This window comes from Limosilactobacillus caccae, assembly GCF_900156885.1.
Lineage (GTDB): Bacteria > Bacillota > Bacilli > Lactobacillales > Lactobacillaceae > Limosilactobacillus > Limosilactobacillus caccae.
This window is the reverse complement of the sequence record NZ_FTOY01000011.1, coordinates 516,234-541,346: the sequence shown is the minus strand read 5'-3', so window position 1 is coordinate 541,346 and position 25,113 is coordinate 516,234. Positions and strand designations below refer to the sequence as shown.

The window sequence follows — 25,113 nt, the reverse complement described above, 5'->3', positions numbered from 1 at the left end:
TGTTACTGGTATTTTCTGCAGTCATTATCATTATTTTAACAATTTGTGACCAATTATTAAAACACTGGATTGTTTCAACGATTGCCCTGGGGGCCAGCCGGACAGTTATTCCCCAGACATTAGCCCTGACTAACCTGCGCAATGACGGGGCCGCTTGGAGTATGCTTGAAGGCAGGCAGGGCTTCTTTGCGCTGATTACCGTAATTGCAATTATGGTGATTAGCTATTTCATCTGGCGCTACCGAAAAAATGGGGCAATGCTGGTTGGCCTCAGCCTGGTGATGGCTGGCACCCTGGGAAACTTTATTGACCGATTAAGCCAGGGCTACGTTGTCGACATGTTTGAGACCCTTTTCATCAACTTCCCCATCTTCAACATTGCAGATGTTTGCTTGACTGTCGGGGTAGTGTGGTTGATCATTTGCATTTTAAGGGAGAAGGACTAGCATGACAGAAGCAATTGAACTAACGATTACCGCTGAAATGACTGGGCGAATTGATAAGCAATTAGGCCATCACTTTACCCAGTTTTCCCGCTCCCAGCTCCAACACTGGATAGAAGACGGCCATGTCGTCGTCAACGACCAACAGGTGAAGCCAAAGTACAAGCTAAGCACTGGCGACCATGTTAAGATCTTGCCAGAGGAGCCCAAGAAAATCGACCTGGAGCCGGAAAAGATTCCTCTAGATATTGTCTATGAAGACGATGATGTGGTTGTGGTTAATAAGCCCCAGGGAATGGTCGTCCACCCTGCACCGGGCCACCCTGACCATACCCTGGTTAACGCCTTGCTTTATCACTGCCCTTTGTCGACGATTAACGGTGAATTTCGGCCAGGCATCGTTCACCGGATTGATAAGGACACGTCGGGGCTGTTGATGGTAGCAAAAAATGATATGGCCCACCGTTCACTAGCTGCCCAGTTGAAGGCCAAGACGAATGAGCGGGAGTACGTTGCACTTGTCCACGGGGTAATTAAGGAAGAAAGCGGGACAATCGATGCCCCAATCGGTCGGTCGTTGAAGGATCGGAAAAAGCAGGCAATTGTCGCTGATGGCCGGCATGCGGTGACACACTTTAAGGTTTTAGAACGGTTTAAGCACTATACCCTCGTTGCCTGCCGGTTGGAGACGGGGCGGACGCACCAGATCCGGGTGCATATGAAATACATTGGCCACCCCTTAGCAGGCGACCCCTTGTATGGTCCGCGGAAGACGCTGGCCGGAAATGGCCAGTACCTTCATGCTCGGCTGTTAGGGTTTAAGCACCCACGGACAGGTGAGGAGATGGTCTTTACCAGCCCGCTACCGGCTTACTTTCAACAGATGGTCGACCATTTAGAAAAGACTGACCAATAATAGGCAAATCCTTGTGTTTAGTATCAAAGACGTTCATAATAATACTTGATCAATTTTTAACAAGTGCTTTAGGAGAGTGGTAAAGTGGCAGCACGATACCTAATATTTGAAGACGGTTCGATTTTTGCTGGGAAGGGGTTTGGCGCCCCCGCCGTTACCTTCGGGGAGGTCGTATTCAACACCAGCATGACCGGCTATCAAGAAATCATCACTAACCAGATTTACAATAACCAGCTCGTCGTCTTCACGCAGCCCAACATTGGCAGCTACGGTATTCAGCGGAATATTTACGAGTCGATTGTCCCGACGATTAAGGGGGTAATTGTCCGGTCCCTCTCAGACGTGGCGACAAATAACGTCCGGCGGATGACCCTTGACCAGTACCTCCAGCAGATGAATATTCCGGGCATTACCGGGATTGATACGCGGGCGGTAGTCCATAAGCTCCGGGCAGCCAACAAACCACTAAAGGGGAGCATTGTCCCGGTCCCTGATGACCACGCCTTTGACCAACTTCATGCCACCGTGTTAACGAACCAGCAGGTTGCCCAGGTTTCAACGCCAAAGCCGTACCCGAACCCGGGAACGGGCTTGAGTATTGTAGTCGTTGACTTTGGGTTAAAGCACGGGGTATTGAGGGAGCTTAGTCGGCGGAAGTGTAACGTTACCGTTTTACCGTACACGGCGACGGCTGAAGAAATTCTCCGGCTTGACCCAGACGGGGTTGTCCTTTCGAGTGGTCCTGGCAACCCGCGCTATGTCAAGGCTTCTGTTTTGCAAATGATCCGGACGGTCCAGACCAAGGTACCGTTGTTTGCGATCGGGCTTGGTCACGAGCTATTTGGGATTGCCAATGGCGCCAAAGTAAAACGGATGCCGGTCGAACACCACGGGATGAACCACCCCATCCATGAAATCATCACTGACCATGTCGTCTATGCGACCCAGGGGGAGGGCTATGCGATTGACCGCAACTCAGTTGACCGCTCCCAGTTGTTCATCACCTATGTCGACATGATTGATAATAGCGTCCAGGGATTGCGCCATCGGCACTATCCGGCCTTTTCGGTGCAGTTTTTCCCTGATGGGGCGCCGGGTCCTGATGAAACCGATGGCTTGTTTGACGAATTTGTTGACACGATGAAGAGAAGGGAGGCACGTCATTAATGGCAGCAATCAAATCTGTCTTGATAATTGGCGCGGGAGCAAACGATGTCCAGCATGGGGATGAGCTTGACTCAGCGATTTACCAGATTGCCCGCGTTTTTAAACAGCTAAAGGTCAAAACAATTCTTGCTGATGATAATCCTTTCTCTGTTAGCCTCGAAAACACGGCGGTGGTCGACCATGGCTGCGTTGTCCCGCTAAAAGTAGAGAGCTTGGTCAAGATTATTGAGGATTACCACCCGGATGCAATTTTACCGACGCTTGGGAACCGGCGGGCCTTCGAACTCACCCAGGAGTTACTGGAGAAGGGAATCTTGCGTAAGGAAGGAATCAAGATCTTGGGGGTTCCTGAAGCCACGATCCGCCAGGTTAATAACGCGGTCCTACTTGAGCGCACCCTCCGGCAAATGGAAGCTCCGGTCAAGAAGACGGTCACCGTGAATAACTACCAGGACGCCCTTGATGAAGCAACGAAAATTGGCTACCCGGTCATCATCCGCTCTGTTTTGCCAAAGAGTAGCAGTACCCGGCGGATTGTTCACGACCGGAGTGAACTTGCTGATGCAGTTAAGCAGTGCCTTGACCAGTCACGGTCGGAACAGGTTTTTGTCCAGCAGAGTCTGGCCGGCTTTAAGGAAATTGAGCTGGTCGTCCAACGTGATGCATCCGGGACGATGATGATGCTGGCAATGATTGAGGACATGGACCCAATCGGGATTCACGCTGGTGATTCGATTGCCTTCAACCCTGTGCAGACCTTGCTTGACCGCCAGATTCAGGATATGCGGGACACGGCCTTTGCGATTACCCGAAAACTGCGGATTGTTGGGATAAACCACCTGCAATTTGCCCTTGATCCGAACAGCGATCGCTTTTATGTAATCAAGAGTAGTCCCTATTTTGACCGAATGGTTGCCTTTGCAAGTCAATCGACGGGGTATCCAATTGCGTTAGTAGCTGCCCAGCTCTACCTTGGTAAGCACCTACGTGACATTGACCTTGGGCCAAGCTATGTCCACCACGCAGCCTTAATAGAACCGACGATGGACCACATCGCAGCCCGGGTACCGATCTGGGGCTTTGACGTTATTCCTGGTGCTAGTCACTTATTAGGGACGGAGAAACGGTCAGTTGGGACTGTCTTTGGAATTGGTCGGAGTAGTATTGAAGCTTTATTTAAGGCGATTGAATCCCGCTACCATGAGCCGACAGACTTCCATCTTGCCGCCCAGAAAAAGTTGACGGAAGATCAACTGATCGCCAAGCTGGTTCACCCAGAAGCTGGCCGGCTATTTGTTTTAATTGAGGCAATGGAGCGGGGGTACTCGGTCAGTGAACTTGCTGAAATGACCAAAATTGACCCCTTCTACTTTGACCAGATCAACCAGATGCGGTTGCTGATTAAGGACATCATTGAACACGCGGGCAAGGAACCGGTCCTCAAAAAGGCGAAGTATTACGGCTTAAGTAACCAGCTGATTGCTAGCCTTTGGAATACGACCCAGGAGCAGGTTTATCAGATGTGTGTCGACCACCAGTTGACTAGTAAGTACAAGGAGATTGAGCCGTCGGCCGGTGAATTTGACCAGCACACAGGTAGCTTTTACTCTGCCCTTGAGGATGAAAATGAGATCAGTAAGACACCACAGCCGGCAGCACTAGTCATCGGGACGGGTGGCCTTCGCCTAGGCTTAAGCAATGCGGGGGACTACTTTGTGGCGATGATGCTCCAGCAATTGCGTAGTGAGGGCTTCAACAACATTATCGTTAACTCTAACCCAAGTTCGGTCACCCTTAGCCCACTCTTGACGGATAAGCGCTATATTGAGCCTGCGACGGTTGAAAACATCTTACAGATCATCAATGTTGAGCAACCGCAGCTGCTGGTTATTCCAGCCAGTTATGCAAACCTTTTGGCCGCCCTTAAGAAGTATGACTTGAAGGCAAAATTGATTGTCATTCCTGATGAATTACCGGCTAATCCGGTAGATAATGAAAACCAGCATTACTTCTTTAACTTTGTCTATGACGGCAAGTACGCCTATCCATTAGGGACGATGGCAAGCCTGTTTTCACCAACGGAGCTGACTTACCAGGCGACGGCTCTCCGCTATCCAGCAGAGCTACCGACAAATATCACCCAGCAATTAGGTGAGCAGGCCAGTGCTGCCTTGATGGATGAACAGCAGCCCGGACTTTACCAGGTAATCTTTGAACAGGATGGTGAAGGGGACTACCAGCAGGTCGGTGTGCAGCCATTACCGCTGACAGCGACTGCCTTCCTTTCAAAGGTTCTCCGCTTAAACCTTCCCGGCTTGTTTATTCGGTTAAACACTGATGGCCTTGGTGAGCAGACCGCTGCCATCTTAAAGCCAGAGCGCGATCCGGGAGTAGTTACTTACCGGACAACATTTCCATTTAAGGCCTTACGGGTCACGGGTGAACACCCTGGCAGTGATAAGGTTATTGGTGCCCATATCCACTTTTTGAAATAAAAATAGCGACTGACGAAAAGCTAAGCTGATATTTCGTCAGTCGCTATTTAGTTAAAGCTCGTTTCTGGAACAAATGTTAATACATTATGCGATAAGCTGCTTTTGATAAAATTTATAAAACAAGTTACCGTTTGAGATTAGTGCAATTTTTCATAAATTCAGAAGCCTTCTTAATATATAAGCTGGCTAAGAAAATATAAAGGTTTGAATTCTGGAAACGATGATTTCGAAAAATGACGGGGCGACGTTGCCAGCTTTCAAGCGGAATGTAAAGAAGTTAAAACGAAAGCATTACGAAATAGAAAGGATTAAGAAAGTCGTTAAGCTAATAGCTGAGAACAATACAGCTGAGCTTAAAAGAAAGCATAAGTTAGGAAGAATCCAGGGTAGACATCCAACTATTTGGCATGTCCATGTAGATAGGGACTACAACGATGACTGGGTCCTATGCTATCGACTTGAAAATGATCGGCTAGTTTTGTTATTACTTACAACGGGCAGTCATGATGTTCTTAAACATATTCCATATAACTAGGGCGATCGCATTAGCTACCGTCTTTTATTATGCAATAAAAAAGGATGCCGATTAAGGCACCCAGGATAGCGGTGAGGTTCAAGTAATAAGCAAAATCTATCTAACTAACATAAATATTAAACACTGCTTTTAATTCACAAAAGCTCAAAGCAATTCTTCAAATTACAATAAAATAGGCACTCTCAATAATCATCAATAAATAAAGTCCTTTAATCCCCGAGCTTATGCGGTGTCACGTACAGGGTCTTTTGCCCGGTAAACGTCACGAAGCCCGGCTTACCACCGTTTGGTTTGTGAAGGCGTTTAACCGGGAGGTAATCGACCGGCACATTGTCTGAGTCACGACCCTTTGAATAGTAGGCTGCTAGCTCGGCAGCCTCGAGGATGGTGTCCTCACTAGGTGCAGTCGACCGGATCACCACGTGTGAGCCAGGAATGTCCTTGACGTGGAGCCAAATTTCGTTTTTGTTAGCAATCTTAAAGCTCAGCCGGTCGTTTTGCATGTTGTTTTTACCAACTAAGATCAAGGTTCCATCGCTAGCGTGAAATTCTTCAGGCTTGCTGACCTGGATTTTCCGCTGCTTTTTGCCCTTCTTCTTTTTCTTGATGTAGCCTTGTTCTTGAAGTTCCAGGCGGATCTCTTGAATATCTGCCGGGTTAGCTAACTTAATCTGGTTTTCGATGTTTTCAAAGTAAGTGATCTCATCATTTGCTAGCTTTAGTTGTTCATTAACGTAGGCAACAGAGGTTTTCAGCTTGTTGTACTTGGTAAAGTACTTCTGGGCATTTCGTGACGGCGAAAGTTCGGGTGAAAGTTTGATTGCCAGTGGCTTGTTTTCATCATAGAAGTTTGGCAGGGTGATTTCGGTCATTCCCGGCTTCAGCTTACTGAGGTAGGTGGTTAAGATCTCACCGCAGACCCGGTACTGGTCAGCACTAGCGGCATCGGCCAGCTGCTGGTTGAGCTTTTTGACCTTCCGCCGATCCTTCTTGAGTTCATTCTTAATCACCTTCAGTACCTGCCCCGCCAGTTCCTTTGACCGATCTTCCTGTGCCTTATTAGCGTAGAAGGCATCGAGTAGTTCAGAGACAGTTGCAAAGTGTTGGAGCTCGTCTGGTGAAGCATTCCGTGGTGGGAAAGCGGCAAACTGTGTTTTTCCATCAGTTGGCTTGATGAGGACCGGGTCAGGATCGTTGAAACTGTTGATAAACTGCTGGTAAGCAGTTGGTAAGTTGTCGCTGGCCAATAGTTCACTTGCCAGTTCCTGCGCACTATCCCTTCCCAAACCTTGGTAGCGTTGCTGGAGGGCCTTGGCAAGCGACGGTACTTCATGGTACTGGCGTGCGAGGTTACTGTAGACCTGGTTAGGGAGGTATGGGTTAACCTTATCTTGCTTTGGTGGCATGACAAATGTTGCTCCCGGCAAGAGGAGCCGGACCCGGTTTTGGTCTGAACCAACGTGCTTAATACTGTCGATGATCTTCCCTGTCTTCTTATTGACCAGGGAAATGTTACTGTGCCGGGCCATGATTTCGCTAACGAGAACAAGCTGCTGACTGTCACCAAGCTCATCACGGGTATCAAAGGTTAGCTTGATAATCCGGTCATTATCGACTTGCTCAATCTGGTTGACGATGGCCCCCTCCAAATACTTCCGCATCGTCATCGTAAAGTTTGTCGGGACCGCTGGATTTTGGTAGGGGATTGTGGTCACTTGGATCCGCGGGTAGGTCGGGTTTGCTGATAGTAATAGGGGATAGTTATGCCGGTGGGCACGGATAGTAATGATTAGTTCCGCAGGATAGGGCTGACTAACCTTAGCGACCCGGCCGGTAGCTAATTGTTGGTTTAACTCATGCACAATCGCATGGGTAAAAAAGCCGTCAAAAGACATGATTTAATCCTCCTTAATAATAATTAAGTAAACGAAAATAGCACTATTAATTATAACGTGTTGGCAAAGTGATGGGAAGTAAAGGCGCTTGATTGATAAGATTTATAGTTGGTTTATCGCCTTTAATGTGGTATGCTCATGTTATTATGTGGGTAATTCTGCATAACATGCAATTATTCTTAATTTTATGATTTTAAAACCTGGAGTTGATAAGATGAAAATTGCTGTTGTTACTGACAGCACTGCCTACCTCACGCCTGAAGAGGCGGCGGCTAATAATATCCATGTTATTCCCATTCCGGTTACGCTGGATGGCCAGACTTACCGCGAAGGAATTGACATTTCAACCACTGACTTTTACGACAAGATGGCGCAGTCGAGCTCATTTCCAACGACTGCCCAGACACCGATCGGCCAATTAATGGAGGTTTACCAGGGCTTAGCTGATGAAGGCTACGATGCCGTTATCAGCATTCACCTGACCCGGGCAATCAGCGGGTACCTCGACACGGTCGAACAAATTGCTGAAGAGATGAAGGACACCATTAAGATTATCCCGTTTGACTCCCATCTAACGGTTAAGATGATGGGGTACTTGGCCCTCGAAGCAGCTAAGTTAGCGAACAATGGCGACGATCTCGACGATGTTTTAAAAAAGATCACCGAATACCGTGACACCTTCAACAATGTTTTTGTTGTTGACGACTTACAAAACTTAGTACGCGGTGGTCGCTTATCCAATGCGTCCGCATTTGTCGGCTCAATCTTAAAGATTAAGCCGCTGTTGACAATGCACACGCCAACCCACGCGATTGAAGCCTTTGAAAAGGTCCGGTCGATGAAGAAGGCTAAGCTACGTTGTGAGCAAATCTTCGACGAAGACATTGCTAAGCTCGATTACCCTGTTCGGGCGATGGTGATCCATGCCGATGCACCGGAAGCTGGACAAAAGTGGCTTGACAAGTTACAAGAAGACCACCCGGACATTAACTTTGAACTGAGCTACTTTGGGCCAATCATCGGAACCCACCTTGGCCGGGGAGCCCTTGCCTTAGCGTGGATGCAAGACACCGAAAAGCAGCCGTTAGCATAATGAAGAAGCAAGGATGGATTAAGGCCGGGATTGCCGCACTAGCCGCGATTTTGATGATCTTATTATCATTTGTTGGCGTTCAAACGGTGATGCCGACCGGACTAGCATTTATGCCCTTAGCGGGGATCATCGCAGTCGGCCTAGCCCTCACACTTAACTGGCTACTGACGGTGGTGGCGGTCATTGTTGCTACCGTAGTCGTCATCTTGCTGGGCAATGCTGACTGGGTGACTGCTAGCTGCTACTTGGTTATCTTATTGGCGGTATGGCTGATCATCCATGACCAGCTGACCCTCCAAACAAGGGTTAGTCACCAGCAGTTACGGTGGTTAGCGGTGGTAACCGGCCTGGTTTCACTGATATACCTATGCATCATCTATGGCTTAATTGGCTGGGTGGTTGGTGGGACGACAACTGCCAGTTTAGCCTTTATCCAGCAGATTATCCCCATTGCATTGCTGACGGGGTTGCTGTATGGGTTCTTGGTCGCCCCAGTCGCAATGGTAATGCGGTGGGGTGCAAAGAAGGTTCTGCAAATTGACGACCATCATGATGACCAAGATGGTGGTTCAGGCTCAGTAATTGTTGACCTGAGTGACCACCACGATAAAAAAGAAGATAAATAATCTGGAGGTGCCCGGGACAACCAAGGCTGGAGCACCTGTTATAAAGCAAAGAGACCGCGGAAATCAGCTCCGCGGTCTTTTTGCTTTATAATTATTCGGTTATTTCTCGGCATTCCATTCAGCATGAAATTCGGCTAAGTAATCCTTCATTACTTGTTGCCGGTGCTCGGCAATCTTTTTCGCAGTAGCGGTGTTCATCATGTCCTTTAGGTGGAGGAGCTTTTCGTCGAAGTGGTTGATAATTGTCTCATTGGCAAGGTTGCGGTACTCTTCCCGTGACATGTTGTGGCGGGGCTTAATCTGGGGGTCGTAGATCTTCTCCTGGTGACCACCGCCATAATAGATGGCCCGGGTGATCCCAATTGCGCCGATGGCATCAAGCCAGTCAGCGTCCCGGACAATCTGCCCAACAATCGATAGCTGGATCTTTTCACCATCGAGGGTGTGGGCAAAGGAAATATTGTCAATGACATCCATGATAATGTCGACCTGGTCGGCAGTAAAAGCATTTTGTTGGAGGTAACCTTTTAGCTCCTGCTTGGCTGCTGGCACGTCAGTAACTAATTTCTCGTCGATCGTATCGTGCAGGTAGGCCGCAACCATGGGCAAAAAGGGATCGACGTTTTCACCTGCGGCAAGGCGCTTGCTCATCTTGACCACCCGGTTGATATGGTCCATGCCATGCCCGGTTGTGTCCTGGCCGAGTTTACTGATTGTGTACTCTTTTACTGCGACTAATTGCTCTTCTTGTTTCATTTTGCTGGTGCTCCTTAAAAATAGCTTCTCGTTCTTTTATACAATACAATCGCAATCAGCGTCAACTTTCGTTAAAATAGGTAGAAAATACGTGGAGGTTTTTTGTGATGAACCTACTTTTTTCAATCAATGATAAATTTGTGATCCAGCTCTCAACGGTCTTGCTATCAATTAAGCTAAATACCAAGCCGCAAGATTTTCATATTTATGTTTTGCAAAAGGAAAAGCTGGCGCGGACAGCTGACCTTGAGAAGGTCTGCACCCGCCTGGGGATGCACTACCACCCGGTGCTTGTCGATGATAATCTTTTTGCAAGGGCGCCGGTCACTGATCGCTACCCGACGACAATCTACTACCGTCTCTTGGCCCACGAGCTCTTGCCAAAGGAACTTCATAAGATCCTCTACCTCGATGCTGACCTCCTGTGCATCAATGACTTGACCAGCTTTTATGAGACTGACCTTGACGGCTACCTCTATGCATCAGCGATCCATACCGAGCTGACCAATACGACTGACGTCATCAATAAGATCCGCCTGCAAAACTTTGATGCGGATGGTTACTATAATTCAGGGGTGCTCTTGATGAACCTCGACAGCATTCGCCAGCAGGTGGATTCGGCAGACATCTTTGCCTATATTCGCAGTCACGCCCATACCTTGTTACTGCCAGACCAGGACGTCTTAAATGCCCTTTACGGTCGCCAAATCAAATCGGTCCCTGACCAGCTATACAACTTTGACACCCGCAAAGGCCGTGTCTATGAGACAATCTCATTTGGCGAATGGACCCTTGACTGGGTAATGCGCAACACGGTGATTCTTCACTATTGTGGGCGGGATAAACCTTGGCTGCCTGAAAAGAACACCGGCCGCTTTACTGCCCTCTATAAGAACTACTTCCAGCTGACGACGAAGTTAATGGAGGATTAACCGGTCGCCAGCAAGGAAGCTGCCCGCAAACTTACTACGGGGGTGGAAGTAGACCTTGCCAAACTCGTCGATTAGGCCATGAAAATCTTTTGCCATCGCTGGGGTAAACCGGTCGTCTAACTGGTAACGCAGGTCAAGGTCCTGGTATTTTGCTAGGCCATCAATGCCAAGCAGGGTGAAGAGGGTCCGTGCATACTTATCACTGATAAAGCGGGGGACATCAAAGACATAGGTCAACAAGACATCGGCTGTTTCCTGACCAATCCCGTGAAGGGCGAGTAGTTTATTTCGGAGGTCATCACCATATTGCCGCCGAATTGCGGGATAATCGAAGTCGTGCTCGGCCAGCCAGGAAAAAACGCCCCGGATTGCCTTACTCTTGTTGCGGTAAAAGCCAGCTGGGCGGACGAGTGTTTCCAGACTGGCTATGTCGAGCTGGCAGATTTTCGTTGGAGCAAAGGCGGTCTTGTCGGCAAATAGCTGGCGGGCTTTATCAGCGTTTTGCCAGTTGGTATTTTGAATCAAGATGGCGTCGATGATGATTTCTTCCTTTGAGTCGGCCGGCCACCATCCTGATGGGCCCATCTCCTTGCGCAGCTTTTGGTACAGGTCATAAACAGTTAATTGCACATTATCACTTCCAATCAAAAAACTCATTAAACTACCTGGTTATCATAAACCATTTGTGGTCGTTTAATGAGTTTTTTGCATTATTTGCCCCAGAAGAAGTCGATCAATAACTTGTTGACTTGGGGATTGTGGTGAAGTAATTCATGTTTGGCGTTGGGACCAGTAATCTTTACCTCCTGATAGGACTTCGCCCGGTGATTGATGATGTATTTCAAACTCTTACTAGAGTTGTTCGTCACCTGGGTATCATTACCGTTTGCCAGGTCCCCGTAAATATTTAACACCTTAATCTGCTGTGGAAAGCGGTGCCGAAGGGGGAGAAGGCGGCGGTAGCTATCGTTCATTGCTGATGGCTTGCCGGTCGTGCTGTCGACTGTGAGGTTGGCTGGTTCGTTCCAGCCGATGGCCCCGTCAAAGGTGCCGGCCATTGTGACTAGCTTTTGAATCTGCGGCAGGTTATGGTTGCCAGCATTGTCGAGCAGGTAGTACATCACTGCCATGTTCCCCATTGAATGTGCCTCGATGTTGACCTTATTGACATGGTATTTTTGCTGGAGGACCTCGAGGACGTTTTTGACCCATTGCCCCTGGGTTGGGTAGTCGCTGTTGTGGTTATCTGCAAAATTGACCTCGACTAGCGGGTTACTTGCGTGACGGGGGATGCGGCCATCAAGGGTGACCGTTCCATCACCGGCCACGTTTGCCACCACGACGGTCTTTGAAACACCCGCCTTGACGATTCCGTTAACCATGTACTTTTCAGCGTGGGCACCACTTCCAAAACCGTGAAAAAAAAGTGTCGGGGTGGACGACTGGACATAGCTAGGCGCTTGTTGGTGGTCACTTGCCGTGGCGGGGGTACGGGCCAAAATTATCCCGGTTAGGCAGATAATTACCACGACGATTACGCTTAATATTCTTTTCAAAATAACACCTTCTTTATTTCGAAAATATGATAGCACATTCTAATGAATATTTTGAGGATTAAATAGTTGTAATCAAAAGATAAAATGTGGTACATTATTAAAGTTGTAAAAATGACTAACATAATGATAAATAATGTAATGAGAAGGGAAGGTAATACGATGCAAATCACACAAGCAAAAATGGCGGATTTAAATCAAATCTTAGAAATCCTGCGTGACGGTCGCAACCAATTAGCTGAACAGGGGATTGATCAATGGCAGGGAGATTACCCGAACGAAGAACATATTAAGCAAGATATTGAAGATGGTTTCGCCTACCTTGTTGGGTCTGATGATGATGAGACCATTGGTGCTTTGTCCATCGTTGAAGCCCCAGACCACGCTTATGACGAACTAGACGGTGACTGGCTGATTGATACTGACAAGTACGTTGTTATCCACCGGGTTGCTATCCACTCCGCCCATGCCGGCAAGGGATACGCTTCACAATTATTCACCAATGTAATTGACTACATTAAGAAAAACCGGACAGACATCAAGACAATCCGGATCGACACGCACGAAGACAACAAGATCATGCAACACTTGATCACCAAGAATGGTTTCTCTAAGGTCGGCGAACTCCACGGGGTTTATCGTCCTGACGAAAATTCATACGTATATGCTTTATTAACGGGAAACTAGGCTAGTCGAGAAAATCTTAAACCAAATCCACAATCCGGGCGATGAGTCATTTTTGATTCATCGCCCGGATTTTTGTATCTTGAAGGAAAAATTTTAAAACTTTTTCGGCTAATTTTGCCAAATATTCTCAAATAGTTTACTTTGCGTAACGCATTGATTTATCAACTGTTACAGCTATTCTGCTCCGTCTTTTTTACTCTTATTATGAATTTATTTATTTTACAATTTTAAATTTTAGGTGTTTACAAATGTAAAATCAAGTATAATTGTGGAAGCGCATTCAAGAATGCGATGGGAAGTAACTTTTGTACTGCGGTGGATCGCTGAATGAAATTCAATGGGCAACATTGTTTATCTTTCATCGTCCCAGATGCTAATGAAAGAGATGCTGCTACTGGTATCAAGCAAGCGATTGGCAAAAATTATAATATACCGAGGTGAATAATATGAAGCAGATTAACTTAAGTCACGCGATGTTCTCCGATGCGAAGTACTTATTATATGAAGATGATAACTTCAAGGTGGAGACATATAAGTTTCCCGCGGGAGTCGAAGCGTTGAAGGTTTCTAACAATCGTGGTTACTTAACACTATTACCATTTTACGGGCTCATTATTTGGGATGCCGTTTTTGATGGGATTAACTTGAAGGAAAAGGATGGTTTTACCCAACCTCACTGGGGAGAGCAAATTGCTGACACTTATGGCGCCTTTGAGTTTACTTCTGGCTTATTAGCCAACGGTAACCCCGGCCCAGAAGACGACCATGTTCAGCATGGTGAAGCAGCGACTGCCCGGATGGACCATGCCTACCTGGAGATTGGTGATGACGATGCAATTACCGTCCAAAGCGATTATGAATATATTAAGGGCTTTGGTGACCACTACATTGCAAAGCCATCTGTTACCCTCCATAAAGACAGCGGGCTGTTCGACATCCGCCAATCCGTAAAGAACCTCTCCAACTATGCACCGATGACCCTGCAATACATGTGCCACTTGTGCTATGCCTATGTTGAGAATGCGGTGATGACTTCTAATATTCCTGATGAAGCCTTCCAATTACGGACTTCAATTCCGGCCCATGTTCACCCAACTCCTGAATGGACTAAGTTTACGAATGAGTTGGTAGAAAGTGGCAAGATGATTGATAAGTTAGATGATGCTAGTCATTACGACCCAGAAATCGTCTTTTTCTCAACAGACTTGCGCGAGTTCACCGATAAGGCAGAATTTCGGATGGAACTGGATGATGGTCACAACTTCTTAACCGCATTTGATACCGCAAGCCTGCCAATCGTCACCCGGTGGATTCTTTACAATGCTGACCAGCAGGTCGCCGCGTACTGTTTGCCAGCTACTTGTACTCCTGAAGGACAAGCAGCCGCTAAAAAGGCAGGCACGCTGATTACGTTGCAACCGGGTGAAGAAAAAGAATTCCATGTTATTACCGGGCTTGAAAAATAGGAGGACCCTAAGATGACTTACGATATTACAGTGATTGGTTCCAACATGATGGAACTTTCAACGGATGTTGACCGGATGCCCAAGCTAGGGGAAACCGTCGCCGCACCTGATTTTCATATGGCCTTTGGTGGGAAAGGTGCTAACCAGGCATTTGCCGCTTCGCAACTAGGTGCAAAGGTTGCGATGATTTCCAAAGTTGGTGCCGATGTCCTCGGTCGTGAGTATCTAAAGCACTTTGAAGAGAGCGGTATTGACGTATCAGGGGTTAGTGTCGGCAAGAAGAACAACGGGGTGGCCCCGTGCTTTATTCAAGGCGAGATGAACAGCATCATTATTGTGCAAGGGGCAAATAGTGAGTTAACGCCAGATACTTTAGAAGATTATCGCGATATCATTAAAAACTCTAAGCTAATCGTCTTGCAGCAAGAAATCTCACTTGCGACCGACTACCGGGCGATTGAGATTGCGCATGAATATGGTGTGCCGGTGATGCTCAACCCGGCGCCAGCAAATGACCAGATTGACATTGACCACGTTGCAATGTGTGAATTCTATTCCCCAAACGAAACGGAATTAGGGCGGTTAACGAAGATGCCGATTGAGACGATTGAGCAAATCAAGGCGGCTGCGAATAAATTAGTTGACCTTGGTGTTAAGAATGTCATCGTGACGATTGGCTCACGGGGCGCCCTGTGGGTTAGCAAAGACCATGAAGAACTAATCCCTTCATATAAGGTTAAGGCTGTCGACTCTATCGGGGCCGGTGATTCCTTTGTCGGTGCTTTTTCACACTATTACACCAGTGGGGAAGATATTAGTACCGCGTTGCGCCATGCAAATGCATACGCAGCGGTCACGGTTACCCGGTCGGGCAGTCAAACATCATACCCAAGCGCTGCTGAACTACCAGCACTCCAAGAGAAATTAGGGATTGCGGTAACGCCGCACGAATAACGATTCTTACATTATTATTGCGAAAGGAAAATAGGTAATGAAGAAAAATGGGATTTTAAATTCAGAAGTTGCTTCCGTTGTCGCCAATCTGGGCCATATGGATTGGCTCTCAATTGGCGATGCTGGGATGCCCGTTCCACTGGGCACCAAGAAAATCGACCTCTGTGTTGATAAGGACCTACCGCGCTTCACTGATGTTGTCAAGAATGTTTTAACCGAAATGAAGGTACAAAAGATTTACTTAGCCGCCGAAATAAAGGAGCAAAATCCAGCCCAGCTTGAAAATATCAAGAAGCTCTTACCAGGGGTTGAAATTGAATTCATGCCCCACGCTGACTTGAAAAAGAACCTGGCTAAAACCCATGCCTTTATTCGGACTGGCGAGATGACGCCCTACTCCAACATTATTCTCGAATCTGGAGTCACATTTTAAATAAAAGAGAGGTACAGTAATGGATAATGCAAAAAAACAATCCTGGGTTCAATATCCAGATGGTTATTTAAGTAAGACGCCAATTTGGCAATATATTTTAGTTTCGATGGTCTTCCCGTTTTGGGCCATGGCAGCAGCCTTGAACGATATCTTAATTACGCAGTTCAAGACCGTCTTTACATTAAACGATACAGCAACAGCACTTGTTCAATTCGCATTCTACGGTGGCTACTTCTTAGTTGCCTTACCTGCTGCATCAATTATTCGGAAAAATACTTATAAGTTTGCCATCTTAACTGGTTTGACATTCTTCATCATCGGGTGTGCAATGTTCTTCCCGGCTTCACACATGGCTACTTATGGAATGTTCCTAATGTCGGTATTTATCATCGCCATTGGGCTGAGTTTCTTGGAAACTTCATGTGATACTTACGCAACGATGTTAGGACCAAAAGATTCTGCCAACCTGCGGATTAATATTTCACAATTATTGATTCCAATTGGTAACATCACTGGGATCGTTTTAGGGAAGTACTTAGTCTTCGCCGGCCACGGGAACATGGAAGACGAAGTACGGGGCTTAAGTGCCGCGGAAAAGCTAGCATACAACAAGGAAGTTCTGCAGTTGACGTTAAAGCCATACAAGTATATCCTTGTTGCCTTAATCATCCTCTTCATCTTGATTGCCATTACCCGGATGCCATACTCCAAGGCGGCACCGCAAAAGGATGCAAACGGGGTGGAGGAAAAGAAGCCATCAACTCGTGAATCAGTTAGTTACCTAATTCATAACAAGCGGTTCATGAAGGCTGTTGGTGCCCAGTTCCTTTACGCCGGAATGCAAACATGTGTCTGGTCATTTACGATTCGTTTCGCTTTACGGACCATTCCGGGGATTTCTGACCACGCCGCTACTAACTACATGATAATTGGTTATGCGGCCTTCTTCGTTGGTAAGTTACCAGCTACCTGGTTAATGCACCGCTTCTCAATTACCAAGGTAATGGCGTGGTACGGGATCTTAGGAACCCTTAGCTTAGTCTTTGCCTTTACTTACCATGGTAGTGCTGCTGTTTGGGGTGCCGTAATGAGTGACTTCTTCTTCGGTCCATTCTGGCCAACTATTTATGCTCACGGTTTAGACCAAGTTCACGAAAAGAAGTACACGGAAACTGGTGGTGCCTTCATGGTAATGTCCTTAATCGGTGGTTCATTAGTACCACTTATCATGGGCCGGGTATCAGACCTTTCTGGTTCAATGCAATTATCATTCATTGTCCCAGCTATCTGTTTCGCGCTGATTGCTGCTTACTTCTTCAGCGAACACCGCTGGGAAAAGGCGCACCCCGACCAAGTTCAAGAACATTAATTATTGATAGTTGTAATTAAAATGATGTAAAAACAGCTCGTGCCGTTAGTTAGGCACGAGCTGTTTTTTTAGCTTAACAAAAAGTGGCGAGGGGATGGACATTTCCCTCGCCACTTTTAAGACTTCCACCGTAATCGGCGGAAGGAAGATAACTATTTCAAGTTTTCCTTGAAGAAACTGGTAAACTTATCAAATGGGATCTTGTCCATTTGGTCGTAGAGGTCAACGTGGGTTGCATTTGGAACGATTACTAATTCCTTTGGATCAGTTAAGCGTTCGTATGCTTCTTCAGCCATGTAACGAGAGTGGGCCTTTTCACCAGTAACGATTAACTTCGGAGCCTTAATCTCACCAATCCGTTGTTGCAGGGGGAAGTTGTAGTATCCCCATGGGGAAGTGGCATCCCAGGCACCGTTGGAGTTGACGGAACGAGGGTGGAAGGCGCGACCAACATAGTAGTTGAAGAAGTCAGTTGTCACCGGATCAGCCCCGGCAGGCAAAGTCTTGCCAAACATCTTGTCCCAGTAAACTGGCTTGTTATTATCATCAAAGGCTAATTCGTGAGGACCAGGAACGTGGCCGTTTTCCGCTTCCTTCCACCGCATATCAGCAAGGTATTGCTTTTCTAAGTCACGTTGTTCAGCGGTCTTGCTGTTGTTTAATCCCTTCCACATGGAATCAGACATGTCATACATTACACTAGTTGCAACGGCCTTGATCCGGACGTCTATTGAAGCCGCGGTTAAAACGTGAGAACCTAGTCCACAGATACCAATTGCCCCGATCCGTTCGCGGTCAACAAACTTTTGCAAGCCTAAGAAGTCAACGGCAGCAGAGTAATCTTCAACAAAAATATCAGGCGAGGCCATGTTACGAACCTTCCCGGAACTTTCACCAGTACCTGATTGGTCAAAGGCAAGGGTGACAAAGCCCCGTTCAGCTAGCGTTTGTGCATATAGCCCACTTGATTGTTCCTTAACGGCCCCAAATGGACCAGAAATGGCGATGGCGGCGTATTGCTTATCAGCGTCAAAATCTTGTGGTAAGTAGAGGTGACCGGCAACGGTAAAGCCATAACGGTTGTCAAAGCGGACATTTTGGACTTGAATTGCGGGGTTAATCTTGAAAACCCGGGTATCGTTAGTTAAAGCGGTTTGGTTAAAATTCATCATAAAAATCCCTTCTTCTTTTGATTGATTATCTGTATAATAAAACCTAAAGTCGACTTGAGGTCAAGAGGAAAGGACAGATTTTTTTGGATTTTGTAAAAGAAACTTATACCATCGGTGAAGTTGCCAAGATGTTTAACCTTTCGGTGCCGACACTACGCTACTACGACCAGGAAGGACTGATTCCCAACCTTCATAAGGATAGTGCAGGGCACCGGCAATTTGATTCGCAAAATATTGATGCCGTTCAGATTATCGAGTGCCTAAAAGATGTTGACATGCCGCTGAAAGACATCAAGCGCTTCATGGAGTGGAACTTGGCGGGGGATAGCACCCTCAAGGAGCGGCTGGCATTATTTGAAAAATTAGACAAGCAGGTAAACGCCCGCTTAAAACGTCTAACTGCCATTTCACGGGTGATTGATTATAAACAGCGCTACTACCGGCAAGCTGTTGCAGACGGAACGGAAAAGTACGTCGCTGAACACAAGCAGCCATTGACCACGATAATAGACGAATAGCTTGAAGTTAGCAAAACGACCAGAGAAGAGAGCTTCTCCGGTCGTTTTTTTGTAGACGGTGACTAAGTTGTCGGTTAATTCTTAAAACTATGGATTGGGGCGGGAATTAAGCCACCACGGTTGATCATTGCGGTACTTGGGGCACTGTTGACGGCCATGACCGGAGCATAACCGAGAAGCCCACCGAATTCAACGGTATCACCGACCTTTTTACCCGGAACGGGGATTACCCGGACGGCGGTGGTCTTGTTATTGATCATTCCGATTGCTGCTTCATCCGCAATCATTGCGCTGATTGTCTCCTTCGGGGTGTCGCCGGGGATTGCAATCATGTCTAGCCCGACTGAGCAAACGGCCGTCATTGCTTCCAGCTTTTCAATGTTAAGGGTGCCGGCATTAACTGCCTTGATCATCCCGGCGTCTTCAGAAACAGGGATGAACGCACCGGAAAGACCGCCGACATGGCTGCAGGCCATAATGCCCCCTTTTTTCACCGCATCATTGAGCATCGCCAGGGCTGCAGTAGTGCCGTGAGTGCCGACCTGGGAAACCCCAATTTCTTCGAGGACTTCCGCGACGGAATCACCCGCGGCAGCAGTCGGGGCGAGGGAAAGGTCGACGATCCCAAACTGGACACCAAGCTTTTCTGCCGCGAGGGTACCGACCAGCTGCCCCATCCGGGTAACTTTGAAGGCGGTCTTCTTGATCGTTTCAGCAACGACGTCCATTGACGCACCCTTGACTTTTTCTAGGGCGGTTTTAACTACTCCCGGCCCGGAAACCCCGACGTTAATAACCGTGTCGGCTTCGCTAACCCCGTGGAAGCCACCAGCCATGAAGGGGTTATCCTCGACAGCGTTACAGAAGACGACCAGCTTAGCGTTGGTCATCACGTCACGGTTGGCCCCGTCAACGATGACTTCTCCCATCTGGGCGACCGCATCCATATTAATCCCGCTCTTTGATGAGCCAACATTGACAGAGGCGCAGACATAGTCCGTCTCGGCGAGTGCTTCGGGAAGGGAAGCGATGAGGGTGCGGTCACCACGTTGGTAGCCTTTTTGCACCAGCGCCGAGTAACCACCGATAAAGTCAATGCCGAGAGCTTTGGCCGCCCTATCGAGGGTTTTAGCATACTTTACGTAGTCTTTATCTGCGGAAGCGGCCGCGATTAGCGCAATTGGTGTCACCGTGATCCGCTTATTGGCAATTGCAATCCCATATTCTGTTTCAATCTGCTGGCCGACTTTGACCAGGTCCTTGGCCTTGCTGGTGATTTTGTCATAGATCTTTTGACACGCCTGGTCGCTGTCACTGTCAATACAGTCGAGGAGGGAAATCCCCATGGTGATTGTTCGCACGTCAAGGTTTTCGTTTGAGATCATGTGACTAGTTTCGTAGATTTGTTGTGAATTCATTTGAAACGCTCCTATAGGTTGTGCATGGCATCGTAAATTTTCGCGTTACGGAGGGTGATTTCGACACCGATTTCCTTTCCCAGGTTGGTAAACTCGTCGTTGAGCTGGTGGTTGTCAAGGTCGTCGGGCACCATCACGGCCATCATCATGACAAAGTTATTTGCCATAATTGTCTGGGAAACGTCTAAAATATTGATGTTCCTCTGGGCGAGGAGCTGGCTGACCTTTGCGATGATCCCCACTTTATCTTCCCCCAGGACGGTTACTACTGCTTTCATTAAAGAATCCTCACTTTCTTTTAATCGTATTCATAGTCTAATACAAATTCGCCCTTATTACCATTAGAAAAATAATTTCTCCTAAAAATAGCTACTTAATCTTAATTTAAAGATAAATAATAATGGTACAACTGGTATATTTCAGCATGGCTGGTTAATTTTGGTCAAAAAAAGAGACCAGCAAACTTGCTCGTCTCGTAGTTATTAATTAAAAGTGGTCGGGATCGGCGATGTAGTCATCGACTCCGTCTGGGTTACCACTCCATTTGAACTTGTCATACCAGATTGAGTGCTTTTCTTCGTCTAACTGGTCAATGGCTTCCATATCAGCTGGGCTAATCGCAAAGTCAAAGACAGCGGCGTTTTCGACCATCCGATTAGCGTGGGTCGTCTTGGTGATGACGATGATTCCCTGCTGAATGGCCCAGCGGAGGATCACCTGTGCCGGGGTCTTGTGATACTTTTCTGCCAGCTTAGCGATTAACGGGTTGGCTAGTAAGCGCCCATTGCCCAGCGGTGACCAGGCCTCAACCTTGATATCATTTTCCTGGCAAATTTTTACGATTTCTGGCTGGTGGATCAGTGGACTAAACTCGATCTGGTTGATTGCCGGTTTGATGGTTGCGTGATCGAGTAAGTCTTGCAAGCGTTCAACGTTGAAGTTGCAGACACCGATGGCCTTGGCCTGCCCATCCCGGTAAATGTCTTCAAGGGCGCGCCAGCTTTCGTTGTACTTATCATTGACGGGCCAGTGGAGAAGGAGTAGGTCGACATAGTCAGTTCCCAAAGCGACTAGTTGCTGGTTAAAGGCGGCCCGTAACTTATCGTAATCACCCTGGTCACCGTTGAAGATCTTGGTAGTCAGGAAAATATCTTGCCGTTGCCGCTTGGCCGCTGCTAACCCCCGCTTTAATCCTTCACCGACGCCGGCTTCATTGCCATACTGCTTCGCGGTATCAATTAAGCAGTAGTCGTTGATGATCGCTTGCTCGACCGTCTGGGCAGTCTGGTCGTTGGGGGTCTTCCACACGCCGAGACCGAGCTGGGGGATAAGCAGGCCGTTGTTTAATTTGACCTGGGGTTGTAGATTTTTGTTCATTATAATCACCTTCCACCACCATTATAGCATTGCCCTTAGCTTAGCGGGTGCGTTGGAAATAGTCCGGAAAGCGATCGAGGACCAATTCGACCCGCTGACTTTGTAGCTGGATATCGTTGGCGGTGATCTGGTCGACTAGTTGGGTATTATTATCAATTGTCGCCTGCAAAAGCCGTTGGTGTTCCTGGAGAATATCAGTGCAGGAAAGGTTGTTAACCTTTAGCCGCAAGTAGCGGAACCGCTTAAACGCCATGTTGATCTGCCGTAGCCATTGCCAGACGATCATGTGGTTGGTCAGGCGGTAAAAGTATTCATGAAATTCGTCATTATACTTAAAAAAGAGGGCGTACTCATTGTTTTTACTTGCTTCCTGCTGCTTTTCCAGTATTTTGGCTAAAACAGCCACCTGGTCAGCAGCGAAATCGTGTTCTGCCGCTTGGTGCATGATCTTGCGTTCCAGTCCCGCGCGGACAAAGCAGGATTCTTTCACCATTTCCAGGTCAATTTTAGAAACATATGTACCAGATTGGGGAACCACGTTGATGAGGTGCTCCTGCTTCAGTTGCAGGAGAGCCTCGCGGACGGGGGTACGGCCAATTCCCAGGTTATTTTCAATCTTTTTTTCTGAAATCTTTTCACCGGGCTTAAAGTCAAGATTGATTATTTTACTAGAAATAAGGTCGTATGCTTTTTTGGTCAAATTGCCTCGAGTATTAGTAGTCATTAATAATTAATCCTTTCATTAAATCTCTTATATTATATAACTTTTTAACTCGATGTAATTTATACAATCTAAACAAATCTGTTATTTAAGTAAAAACTGGTATACTACTATATTAGTAACGGTTATAAAACATGATAATTCTTTATAAAAATAATTATGACTGCTGGCAGTGGTCGCCGACAAACTGGAGGAACTTTTCCGTCGCGGGCGAGAGGATCGTGTTCTTGCGCCAGACCAAGACATCACCAGTCGACTTATTGGGGGAAAGGGGGATGAAGGCAAGGGTCGGGTCGTTGAAGCTGTCGAGAACCCCGCGGATGACGAGGCTATAATACCTTCCTGTCCGTAGTAAGACTGTCGAGTTGCTAGGGAGATTTGACGTGGCGCGAACGTTTAGTCTCGTTTGGTCAAGTTTGAGGATATCGCTGACCTCGTCCCGAACAATGTTTCGTCGTGGGAGGATTAGGGGCAGCTTATAGAGGTCTTCCTTAGTGATGTATTCACGGCTGGCCAGCGGGTCGTCCTTACGCATTAATAATCCCCATTCCTCCCTAACGGGTAACACCAGAAAATTATATTTTGCTGCCTCGACCGGTTCGAGCAGGCAGGCGAGGTCGTTCACTCCTTCATCAAGCTGGCGGCGGAGAATATCACCATCGCCGTCAAAGATATTAAAGCTGACTGCGGGGTGGTTCTTTTGGAATGCCGCGACCAACTTCATCATAAAGGGGGAAGCGTTTGAGACCGCACAACCAAGATTGATCTGCCCGGTTAACTGTTTCTTTTGCTGGTGCAGCTCGGTTGTTGTCTGTTCGAGCAGTTGGATAAGGGTCGTTGCTCGCTGCTGGAACATAATCCCCGCCTTAGTTAGCTGGAGGTGGCGGTTGGTCCGGTCAAATAGCGTTACGCCTAATTCTTTTTCTAGCTCCATGATTTGGCGGGAGAGGGTTGGTTGCGTGATGTGTAATTGTTCAGCTGCCTTGGTGATATTGTTGGTTTGGGCAACGGTTAAGAAGTATTTGAGGACCCGGGTATCCATTAGCGTCCTTCCTTTCTATGCAGTTATTGAATGAATAGTGATTACCAATTATTATTGTACATTACAAGCTGGACGCCGTAAAATTATCCATGAAGGAGTGATTGAAATGGCAAAACAAGCACTGATTCTTTACTATTCACAGTTCGGCAACACGGCCAAGCTCGCTGGTCACCTCCACCAGCTGACGGGTGCTGATATCTTACAATTGAAAGTGCCAGCGGGAACCTTTCCTGATGATATGCAGGAAACGGATAAGGTTTACCAGCAACAACTGACTGGCGGTCACTTACCGCCGATTACAACGACCCTGCCAGACCTTAATTATTATGACCTCGTTTTACTCGGTGGGCCTGTTTGGGATGGCAAGGTTGCTTCACCGGTGCTGGCAGCCTTGCAGATGCTCCAGGGGTATCAGGGAGAAGTTGCCCCGTTTAGCTCTGGCTGGAGCGATACCGGTAAGTACCAGGAAGACTTTGTTGCCCATGCCGGGAAACTCAAGGTGGTGGCGGGTTACCATGTTTTGACCCACGCTAATCCACGCTTTAATCAGCTGGCGGCTGGGTCCTGGCTGCGAAAACTATAAACCATTCATTTTCCGAATCATCTTTGATGAAAAATAGGCTTTTTACATTGCTTCACCAGCGGAATAAGATGGAAACAACAAATCCACTGGAGGTAATTGTAAATGGCAAAGCATGAAAATGAAGTGAAAAATGACGTGTTTGGCTTTGGCGACAAGAATGTTGCCTTTGCGAAGTACTTTATTAAGACGAGCTATTTAAACGGCTTAGTTTCCCCAGATGATAATATTGATATTAATGTTGCCAACGTTAACTTTGAACCGGGCTGCCGGAACAACTGGCACATCCACCATGATGGTTTCCAGATCATCATGTGTACTGCTGGGGAAGGCTGGTACCAAGAAGAAGGAAAGCCGGCTCAACTGCTAACGCCAGGTGACGTGGTCGCAATCCATGAAGGTGTCAAGCACTGGCACGGGGCAACAAAGGATTCCTGGTTCTCCCACATCGCGATCACCAAGGGCACTAGCGAGTGGCTGGAACCAGTTGATGATGATTACTATGCGAAGCTTAGCGACTAGGAGGAAGATATAATGGTAGAAAAACAAACTGCTGGTCACGACCAATTAGGCGAATTTGCGCCAAAATTTGCGGAATTAAACGACGATGTCTTATTCGGCCAGGTATGGTCACGCGAAAAGGAATTAAGTCCGCGCGACCGTAGCATGATTACCGTCACAGCGCTGATTTCCAAGGGCGCCTTTGAACAGTTGCCTTACCACATGCAGACAGCTAAGAAGAATGGGATTACAAAGGAAGAAATTGCGGAAGTAATTACCCACTTGTCATTTTACGTTGGTTGGCCGAATGCATGGTCGGCGTTTAATGTTGCAAAGAAGGTCTGGAATAGTTAAGTAGGTCTGGAACTAGGCCGTTTAAATCACTGTCATTAAGTTAAGCTACTGACAAGAAGAATTCTGCTAAATAAGAGTTATCAAGACTGTGTAATTCAACCTAAAGCCCA

The 25,113-nt window shown here is 47.3% G+C and carries 27 protein-coding genes; 17 read left to right on the top strand and 10 right to left on the bottom strand.

From position 1 onward, the window contains the following. Positions 1 to 5: 5 nt before the first annotated feature. From lspA to CZ502_RS08605, 5 genes are all read left to right on the top strand, one after another. On the top strand, positions 6 to 446 hold the full coding sequence (gene lspA, locus CZ502_RS08625; RefSeq protein WP_438267738.1) for a signal peptidase II: 441 nt from the start codon (positions 6 to 8) through the stop codon (positions 444 to 446). Position 447: 1 nt separating this feature from the next. Then, positions 448 to 1,359 carry an RluA family pseudouridine synthase gene (locus CZ502_RS08620; RefSeq protein WP_076461594.1) on the top strand — a complete coding sequence of 304 codons (912 nt, stop codon included), beginning with the start codon at positions 448 to 450 and terminating at the stop codon, positions 1,357 to 1,359. 84 nt (positions 1,360 to 1,443) lie between these two features. Then, positions 1,444 to 2,526 (top strand): carbamoyl phosphate synthase small subunit, encoded by a 1,083-nt coding sequence (locus tag CZ502_RS08615; protein WP_076461591.1) that lies wholly within the window; start codon positions 1,444 to 1,446, stop codon positions 2,524 to 2,526. Further along, positions 2,526 to 5,021, top strand: a complete 2,496-nt coding sequence (locus tag CZ502_RS08610) for an ATP-binding protein (protein ID WP_076461589.1) — start codon at positions 2,526 to 2,528, stop codon at positions 5,019 to 5,021. Before CZ502_RS08615 ends, CZ502_RS08610 begins: the two co-directional genes overlap by 1 nt. A gap of 220 nt (positions 5,022 to 5,241) precedes the next feature. Further along, complete coding sequence (locus tag CZ502_RS08605; protein ID WP_076461586.1) at positions 5,242 to 5,556, top strand: type II toxin-antitoxin system RelE/ParE family toxin; 315 nt, start codon at positions 5,242 to 5,244, stop codon at positions 5,554 to 5,556. A gap of 209 nt (positions 5,557 to 5,765) precedes the next feature. On the opposite strand, the gene CZ502_RS08600 is transcribed toward CZ502_RS08605, so the two are convergent. After that, a complete protein-coding gene (locus tag CZ502_RS08600) occupies positions 5,766 to 7,451 on the bottom strand; it encodes an NFACT RNA binding domain-containing protein (protein ID WP_076461584.1) in 1,686 nt (561 codons plus the stop codon). Positions 7,452 to 7,665: 214 nt separating this feature from the next. On the opposite strand from CZ502_RS08600, the gene CZ502_RS08595 reads away from it, so the two are divergent. Beyond that, positions 7,666 to 8,544 carry a DegV family protein gene (locus tag CZ502_RS08595; protein WP_076461581.1) on the top strand — a complete coding sequence of 293 codons (879 nt, stop codon included), beginning with the start codon at positions 7,666 to 7,668 and terminating at the stop codon, positions 8,542 to 8,544. Continuing rightward, positions 8,544 to 9,170 carry a hypothetical protein gene (locus CZ502_RS08590; protein WP_076461578.1) on the top strand — a complete coding sequence of 209 codons (627 nt, stop codon included), beginning with the start codon at positions 8,544 to 8,546 and terminating at the stop codon, positions 9,168 to 9,170. Before CZ502_RS08595 ends, CZ502_RS08590 begins: the two co-directional genes overlap by 1 nt. A gap of 99 nt (positions 9,171 to 9,269) precedes the next feature. Here CZ502_RS08590 and CZ502_RS08585 read toward each other — a convergent pair whose 3' ends face one another. Continuing rightward, positions 9,270 to 9,926, bottom strand: coding sequence for an HD domain-containing protein (locus tag CZ502_RS08585; RefSeq protein WP_076461576.1), 657 nt, complete (start codon positions 9,924 to 9,926; stop codon positions 9,270 to 9,272). 107 nt (positions 9,927 to 10,033) lie between these two features. Between CZ502_RS08585 and CZ502_RS08580 the strand changes: the two genes are divergently transcribed. Beyond that, positions 10,034 to 10,858 (top strand): glycosyltransferase family 8 protein, encoded by an 825-nt coding sequence (locus tag CZ502_RS08580; protein WP_076461573.1) that lies wholly within the window; start codon positions 10,034 to 10,036, stop codon positions 10,856 to 10,858. Here CZ502_RS08580 and CZ502_RS08575 read toward each other — a convergent pair. Together CZ502_RS08575 and CZ502_RS08570 are read right to left on the bottom strand one after the other, a co-directional pair. Beyond that, positions 10,844 to 11,488 (bottom strand): endonuclease III domain-containing protein, encoded by a 645-nt coding sequence (locus CZ502_RS08575; protein WP_076462351.1) that lies wholly within the window; start codon positions 11,486 to 11,488, stop codon positions 10,844 to 10,846. The genes CZ502_RS08580 and CZ502_RS08575 overlap by 15 nt on opposite strands. 80 nt (positions 11,489 to 11,568) lie before the next feature. Continuing rightward, on the bottom strand, positions 11,569 to 12,363 hold the full coding sequence (locus tag CZ502_RS08570; RefSeq protein WP_438267737.1) for an alpha/beta hydrolase: 795 nt from the start codon (positions 12,361 to 12,363) through the stop codon (positions 11,569 to 11,571). A gap of 210 nt (positions 12,364 to 12,573) precedes the next feature. Between CZ502_RS08570 and CZ502_RS08565 the strand changes: the two genes are divergently transcribed. The 5 genes from CZ502_RS08565 to fucP all read left to right on the top strand — a co-directional run bounded on the left by CZ502_RS08565 (position 12,574) and on the right by fucP (position 17,320). Continuing rightward, positions 12,574 to 13,098 carry a GNAT family N-acetyltransferase gene (locus CZ502_RS08565; protein ID WP_076461570.1) on the top strand — a complete coding sequence of 175 codons (525 nt, stop codon included), beginning with the start codon at positions 12,574 to 12,576 and terminating at the stop codon, positions 13,096 to 13,098. Between the two features lie 446 nt (positions 13,099 to 13,544). Beyond that, positions 13,545 to 14,564, top strand: a complete 1,020-nt coding sequence (locus CZ502_RS08560; protein WP_076461567.1) for an aldose 1-epimerase family protein — start codon at positions 13,545 to 13,547, stop codon at positions 14,562 to 14,564. Between the two features lie 12 nt (positions 14,565 to 14,576). Then, complete coding sequence (gene rbsK, locus CZ502_RS08555; RefSeq protein WP_076461564.1) at positions 14,577 to 15,518, top strand: ribokinase; 942 nt, start codon at positions 14,577 to 14,579, stop codon at positions 15,516 to 15,518. Between the two features lie 37 nt (positions 15,519 to 15,555). Next, positions 15,556 to 15,951: a D-ribose pyranase gene (gene rbsD / locus CZ502_RS08550; RefSeq protein WP_076461562.1), complete on the top strand. Its 396-nt coding sequence runs from the start codon at positions 15,556 to 15,558 to the stop codon at positions 15,949 to 15,951. Between the two features lie 19 nt (positions 15,952 to 15,970). Further along, positions 15,971 to 17,320, top strand: a complete 1,350-nt coding sequence (fucP, locus tag CZ502_RS08545; protein ID WP_076461560.1) for an L-fucose:H+ symporter permease — start codon at positions 15,971 to 15,973, stop codon at positions 17,318 to 17,320. 152 nt (positions 17,321 to 17,472) lie between these two features. Here the strand turns inward: fucP and CZ502_RS08540 are convergent, their stop codons facing one another. Continuing rightward, positions 17,473 to 18,492 (bottom strand): alpha/beta hydrolase, encoded by a 1,020-nt coding sequence (locus CZ502_RS08540; RefSeq protein WP_234982462.1) that lies wholly within the window; start codon positions 18,490 to 18,492, stop codon positions 17,473 to 17,475. A gap of 83 nt (positions 18,493 to 18,575) precedes the next feature. Here CZ502_RS08540 and CZ502_RS08535 point away from each other — a divergent pair, with 83 nt between their 5' ends. After that, positions 18,576 to 19,010: a MerR family transcriptional regulator gene (locus CZ502_RS08535; protein ID WP_076461558.1), complete on the top strand. Its 435-nt coding sequence runs from the start codon at positions 18,576 to 18,578 to the stop codon at positions 19,008 to 19,010. 74 nt (positions 19,011 to 19,084) lie between these two features. On the opposite strand, the gene CZ502_RS08530 is transcribed toward CZ502_RS08535, so the two are convergent. The 5 genes from CZ502_RS08530 to CZ502_RS08510 form a co-directional block, all read right to left on the bottom strand. Then, the gene (locus tag CZ502_RS08530) at positions 19,085 to 20,428 is read right to left on the bottom strand and encodes a PFL family protein (protein WP_076461556.1); all 1,344 of its coding nucleotides are present in this window, start codon (positions 20,426 to 20,428) and stop codon (positions 19,085 to 19,087) included. 11 nt (positions 20,429 to 20,439) lie between these two features. Beyond that, positions 20,440 to 20,706: an ACT domain-containing protein gene (locus tag CZ502_RS08525; protein ID WP_076461554.1), complete on the bottom strand. Its 267-nt coding sequence runs from the start codon at positions 20,704 to 20,706 to the stop codon at positions 20,440 to 20,442. A gap of 208 nt (positions 20,707 to 20,914) precedes the next feature. Continuing rightward, complete coding sequence (locus CZ502_RS08520; protein WP_076461552.1) at positions 20,915 to 21,805, bottom strand: aldo/keto reductase; 891 nt, start codon at positions 21,803 to 21,805, stop codon at positions 20,915 to 20,917. A 40-nt stretch (positions 21,806 to 21,845) separates the two neighbouring features. Then, a complete protein-coding gene (locus tag CZ502_RS08515; RefSeq protein WP_076461550.1) occupies positions 21,846 to 22,529 on the bottom strand; it encodes a GntR family transcriptional regulator in 684 nt (227 codons plus the stop codon). 154 nt (positions 22,530 to 22,683) lie between these two features. Further along, positions 22,684 to 23,568 (bottom strand): LysR family transcriptional regulator, encoded by an 885-nt coding sequence (locus CZ502_RS08510; protein WP_076461548.1) that lies wholly within the window; start codon positions 23,566 to 23,568, stop codon positions 22,684 to 22,686. 106 nt (positions 23,569 to 23,674) lie between these two features. Between CZ502_RS08510 and CZ502_RS08505 the strand changes: the two genes are divergently transcribed. The 3 genes from CZ502_RS08505 to CZ502_RS08495 all read left to right on the top strand — a co-directional run bounded on the left by CZ502_RS08505 (position 23,675) and on the right by CZ502_RS08495 (position 25,003). Next, positions 23,675 to 24,151, top strand: coding sequence for a flavodoxin family protein (locus tag CZ502_RS08505; RefSeq protein ID WP_076461546.1), 477 nt, complete (start codon positions 23,675 to 23,677; stop codon positions 24,149 to 24,151). A 102-nt stretch (positions 24,152 to 24,253) separates the two neighbouring features. Then, entirely contained in the window at positions 24,254 to 24,670 is a 417-nt protein-coding gene (locus CZ502_RS08500) for a cupin domain-containing protein (RefSeq protein WP_076461544.1), read from the top strand. A 12-nt stretch (positions 24,671 to 24,682) separates the two neighbouring features. Further along, complete coding sequence (locus CZ502_RS08495) at positions 24,683 to 25,003, top strand: carboxymuconolactone decarboxylase family protein (protein WP_076461542.1); 321 nt, start codon at positions 24,683 to 24,685, stop codon at positions 25,001 to 25,003. Positions 25,004 to 25,113: the final 110 nt, after the last annotated feature.

Coding starts and splice junctions, on each gene's coding strand:
- CZ502_RS08580 (WP_076461573.1), top strand. CDS start 10,034: ATGAACCTACTTTTTTCAATCAATGATAAATTTGTGATCCAGCTCTCA.
- CZ502_RS08605 (WP_076461586.1), top strand. CDS start 5,242: ATGATTTCGAAAAATGACGGGGCGACGTTGCCAGCTTTCAAGCGGAAT.
- CZ502_RS08525 (WP_076461554.1), bottom strand. CDS start 20,706: ATGAAAGCAGTAGTAACCGTCCTGGGGGAAGATAAAGTGGGGATCATC.
- CZ502_RS08600 (WP_076461584.1), bottom strand. CDS start 7,451: ATGTCTTTTGACGGCTTTTTTACCCATGCGATTGTGCATGAGTTAAAC.
- fucP (WP_076461560.1), top strand. CDS start 15,971: ATGGATAATGCAAAAAAACAATCCTGGGTTCAATATCCAGATGGTTAT.
- CZ502_RS08515 (WP_076461550.1), bottom strand. CDS start 22,529: ATGACTACTAATACTCGAGGCAATTTGACCAAAAAAGCATACGACCTT.
- CZ502_RS08520 (WP_076461552.1), bottom strand. CDS start 21,805: ATGAACAAAAATCTACAACCCCAGGTCAAATTAAACAACGGCCTGCTT.
- CZ502_RS08510 (WP_076461548.1), bottom strand. CDS start 23,568: ATGGATACCCGGGTCCTCAAATACTTCTTAACCGTTGCCCAAACCAAC.
- CZ502_RS08495 (WP_076461542.1), top strand. CDS start 24,683: ATGGTAGAAAAACAAACTGCTGGTCACGACCAATTAGGCGAATTTGCG.
- CZ502_RS08595 (WP_076461581.1), top strand. CDS start 7,666: ATGAAAATTGCTGTTGTTACTGACAGCACTGCCTACCTCACGCCTGAA.
- CZ502_RS08540 (WP_234982462.1), bottom strand. CDS start 18,492: ATGATGAATTTTAACCAAACCGCTTTAACTAACGATACCCGGGTTTTC.
- rbsD (WP_076461562.1), top strand. CDS start 15,556: ATGAAGAAAAATGGGATTTTAAATTCAGAAGTTGCTTCCGTTGTCGCC.
- rbsK (WP_076461564.1), top strand. CDS start 14,577: ATGACTTACGATATTACAGTGATTGGTTCCAACATGATGGAACTTTCA.
- CZ502_RS08505 (WP_076461546.1), top strand. CDS start 23,675: ATGGCAAAACAAGCACTGATTCTTTACTATTCACAGTTCGGCAACACG.
- CZ502_RS08560 (WP_076461567.1), top strand. CDS start 13,545: ATGAAGCAGATTAACTTAAGTCACGCGATGTTCTCCGATGCGAAGTAC.
- CZ502_RS08565 (WP_076461570.1), top strand. CDS start 12,574: ATGCAAATCACACAAGCAAAAATGGCGGATTTAAATCAAATCTTAGAA.
- CZ502_RS08610 (WP_076461589.1), top strand. CDS start 2,526: ATGGCAGCAATCAAATCTGTCTTGATAATTGGCGCGGGAGCAAACGAT.
- CZ502_RS08500 (WP_076461544.1), top strand. CDS start 24,254: ATGGCAAAGCATGAAAATGAAGTGAAAAATGACGTGTTTGGCTTTGGC.
- CZ502_RS08620 (WP_076461594.1), top strand. CDS start 448: ATGACAGAAGCAATTGAACTAACGATTACCGCTGAAATGACTGGGCGA.
- CZ502_RS08530 (WP_076461556.1), bottom strand. CDS start 20,428: ATGAATTCACAACAAATCTACGAAACTAGTCACATGATCTCAAACGAA.
- CZ502_RS08585 (WP_076461576.1), bottom strand. CDS start 9,926: ATGAAACAAGAAGAGCAATTAGTCGCAGTAAAAGAGTACACAATCAGT.
- CZ502_RS08590 (WP_076461578.1), top strand. CDS start 8,544: ATGAAGAAGCAAGGATGGATTAAGGCCGGGATTGCCGCACTAGCCGCG.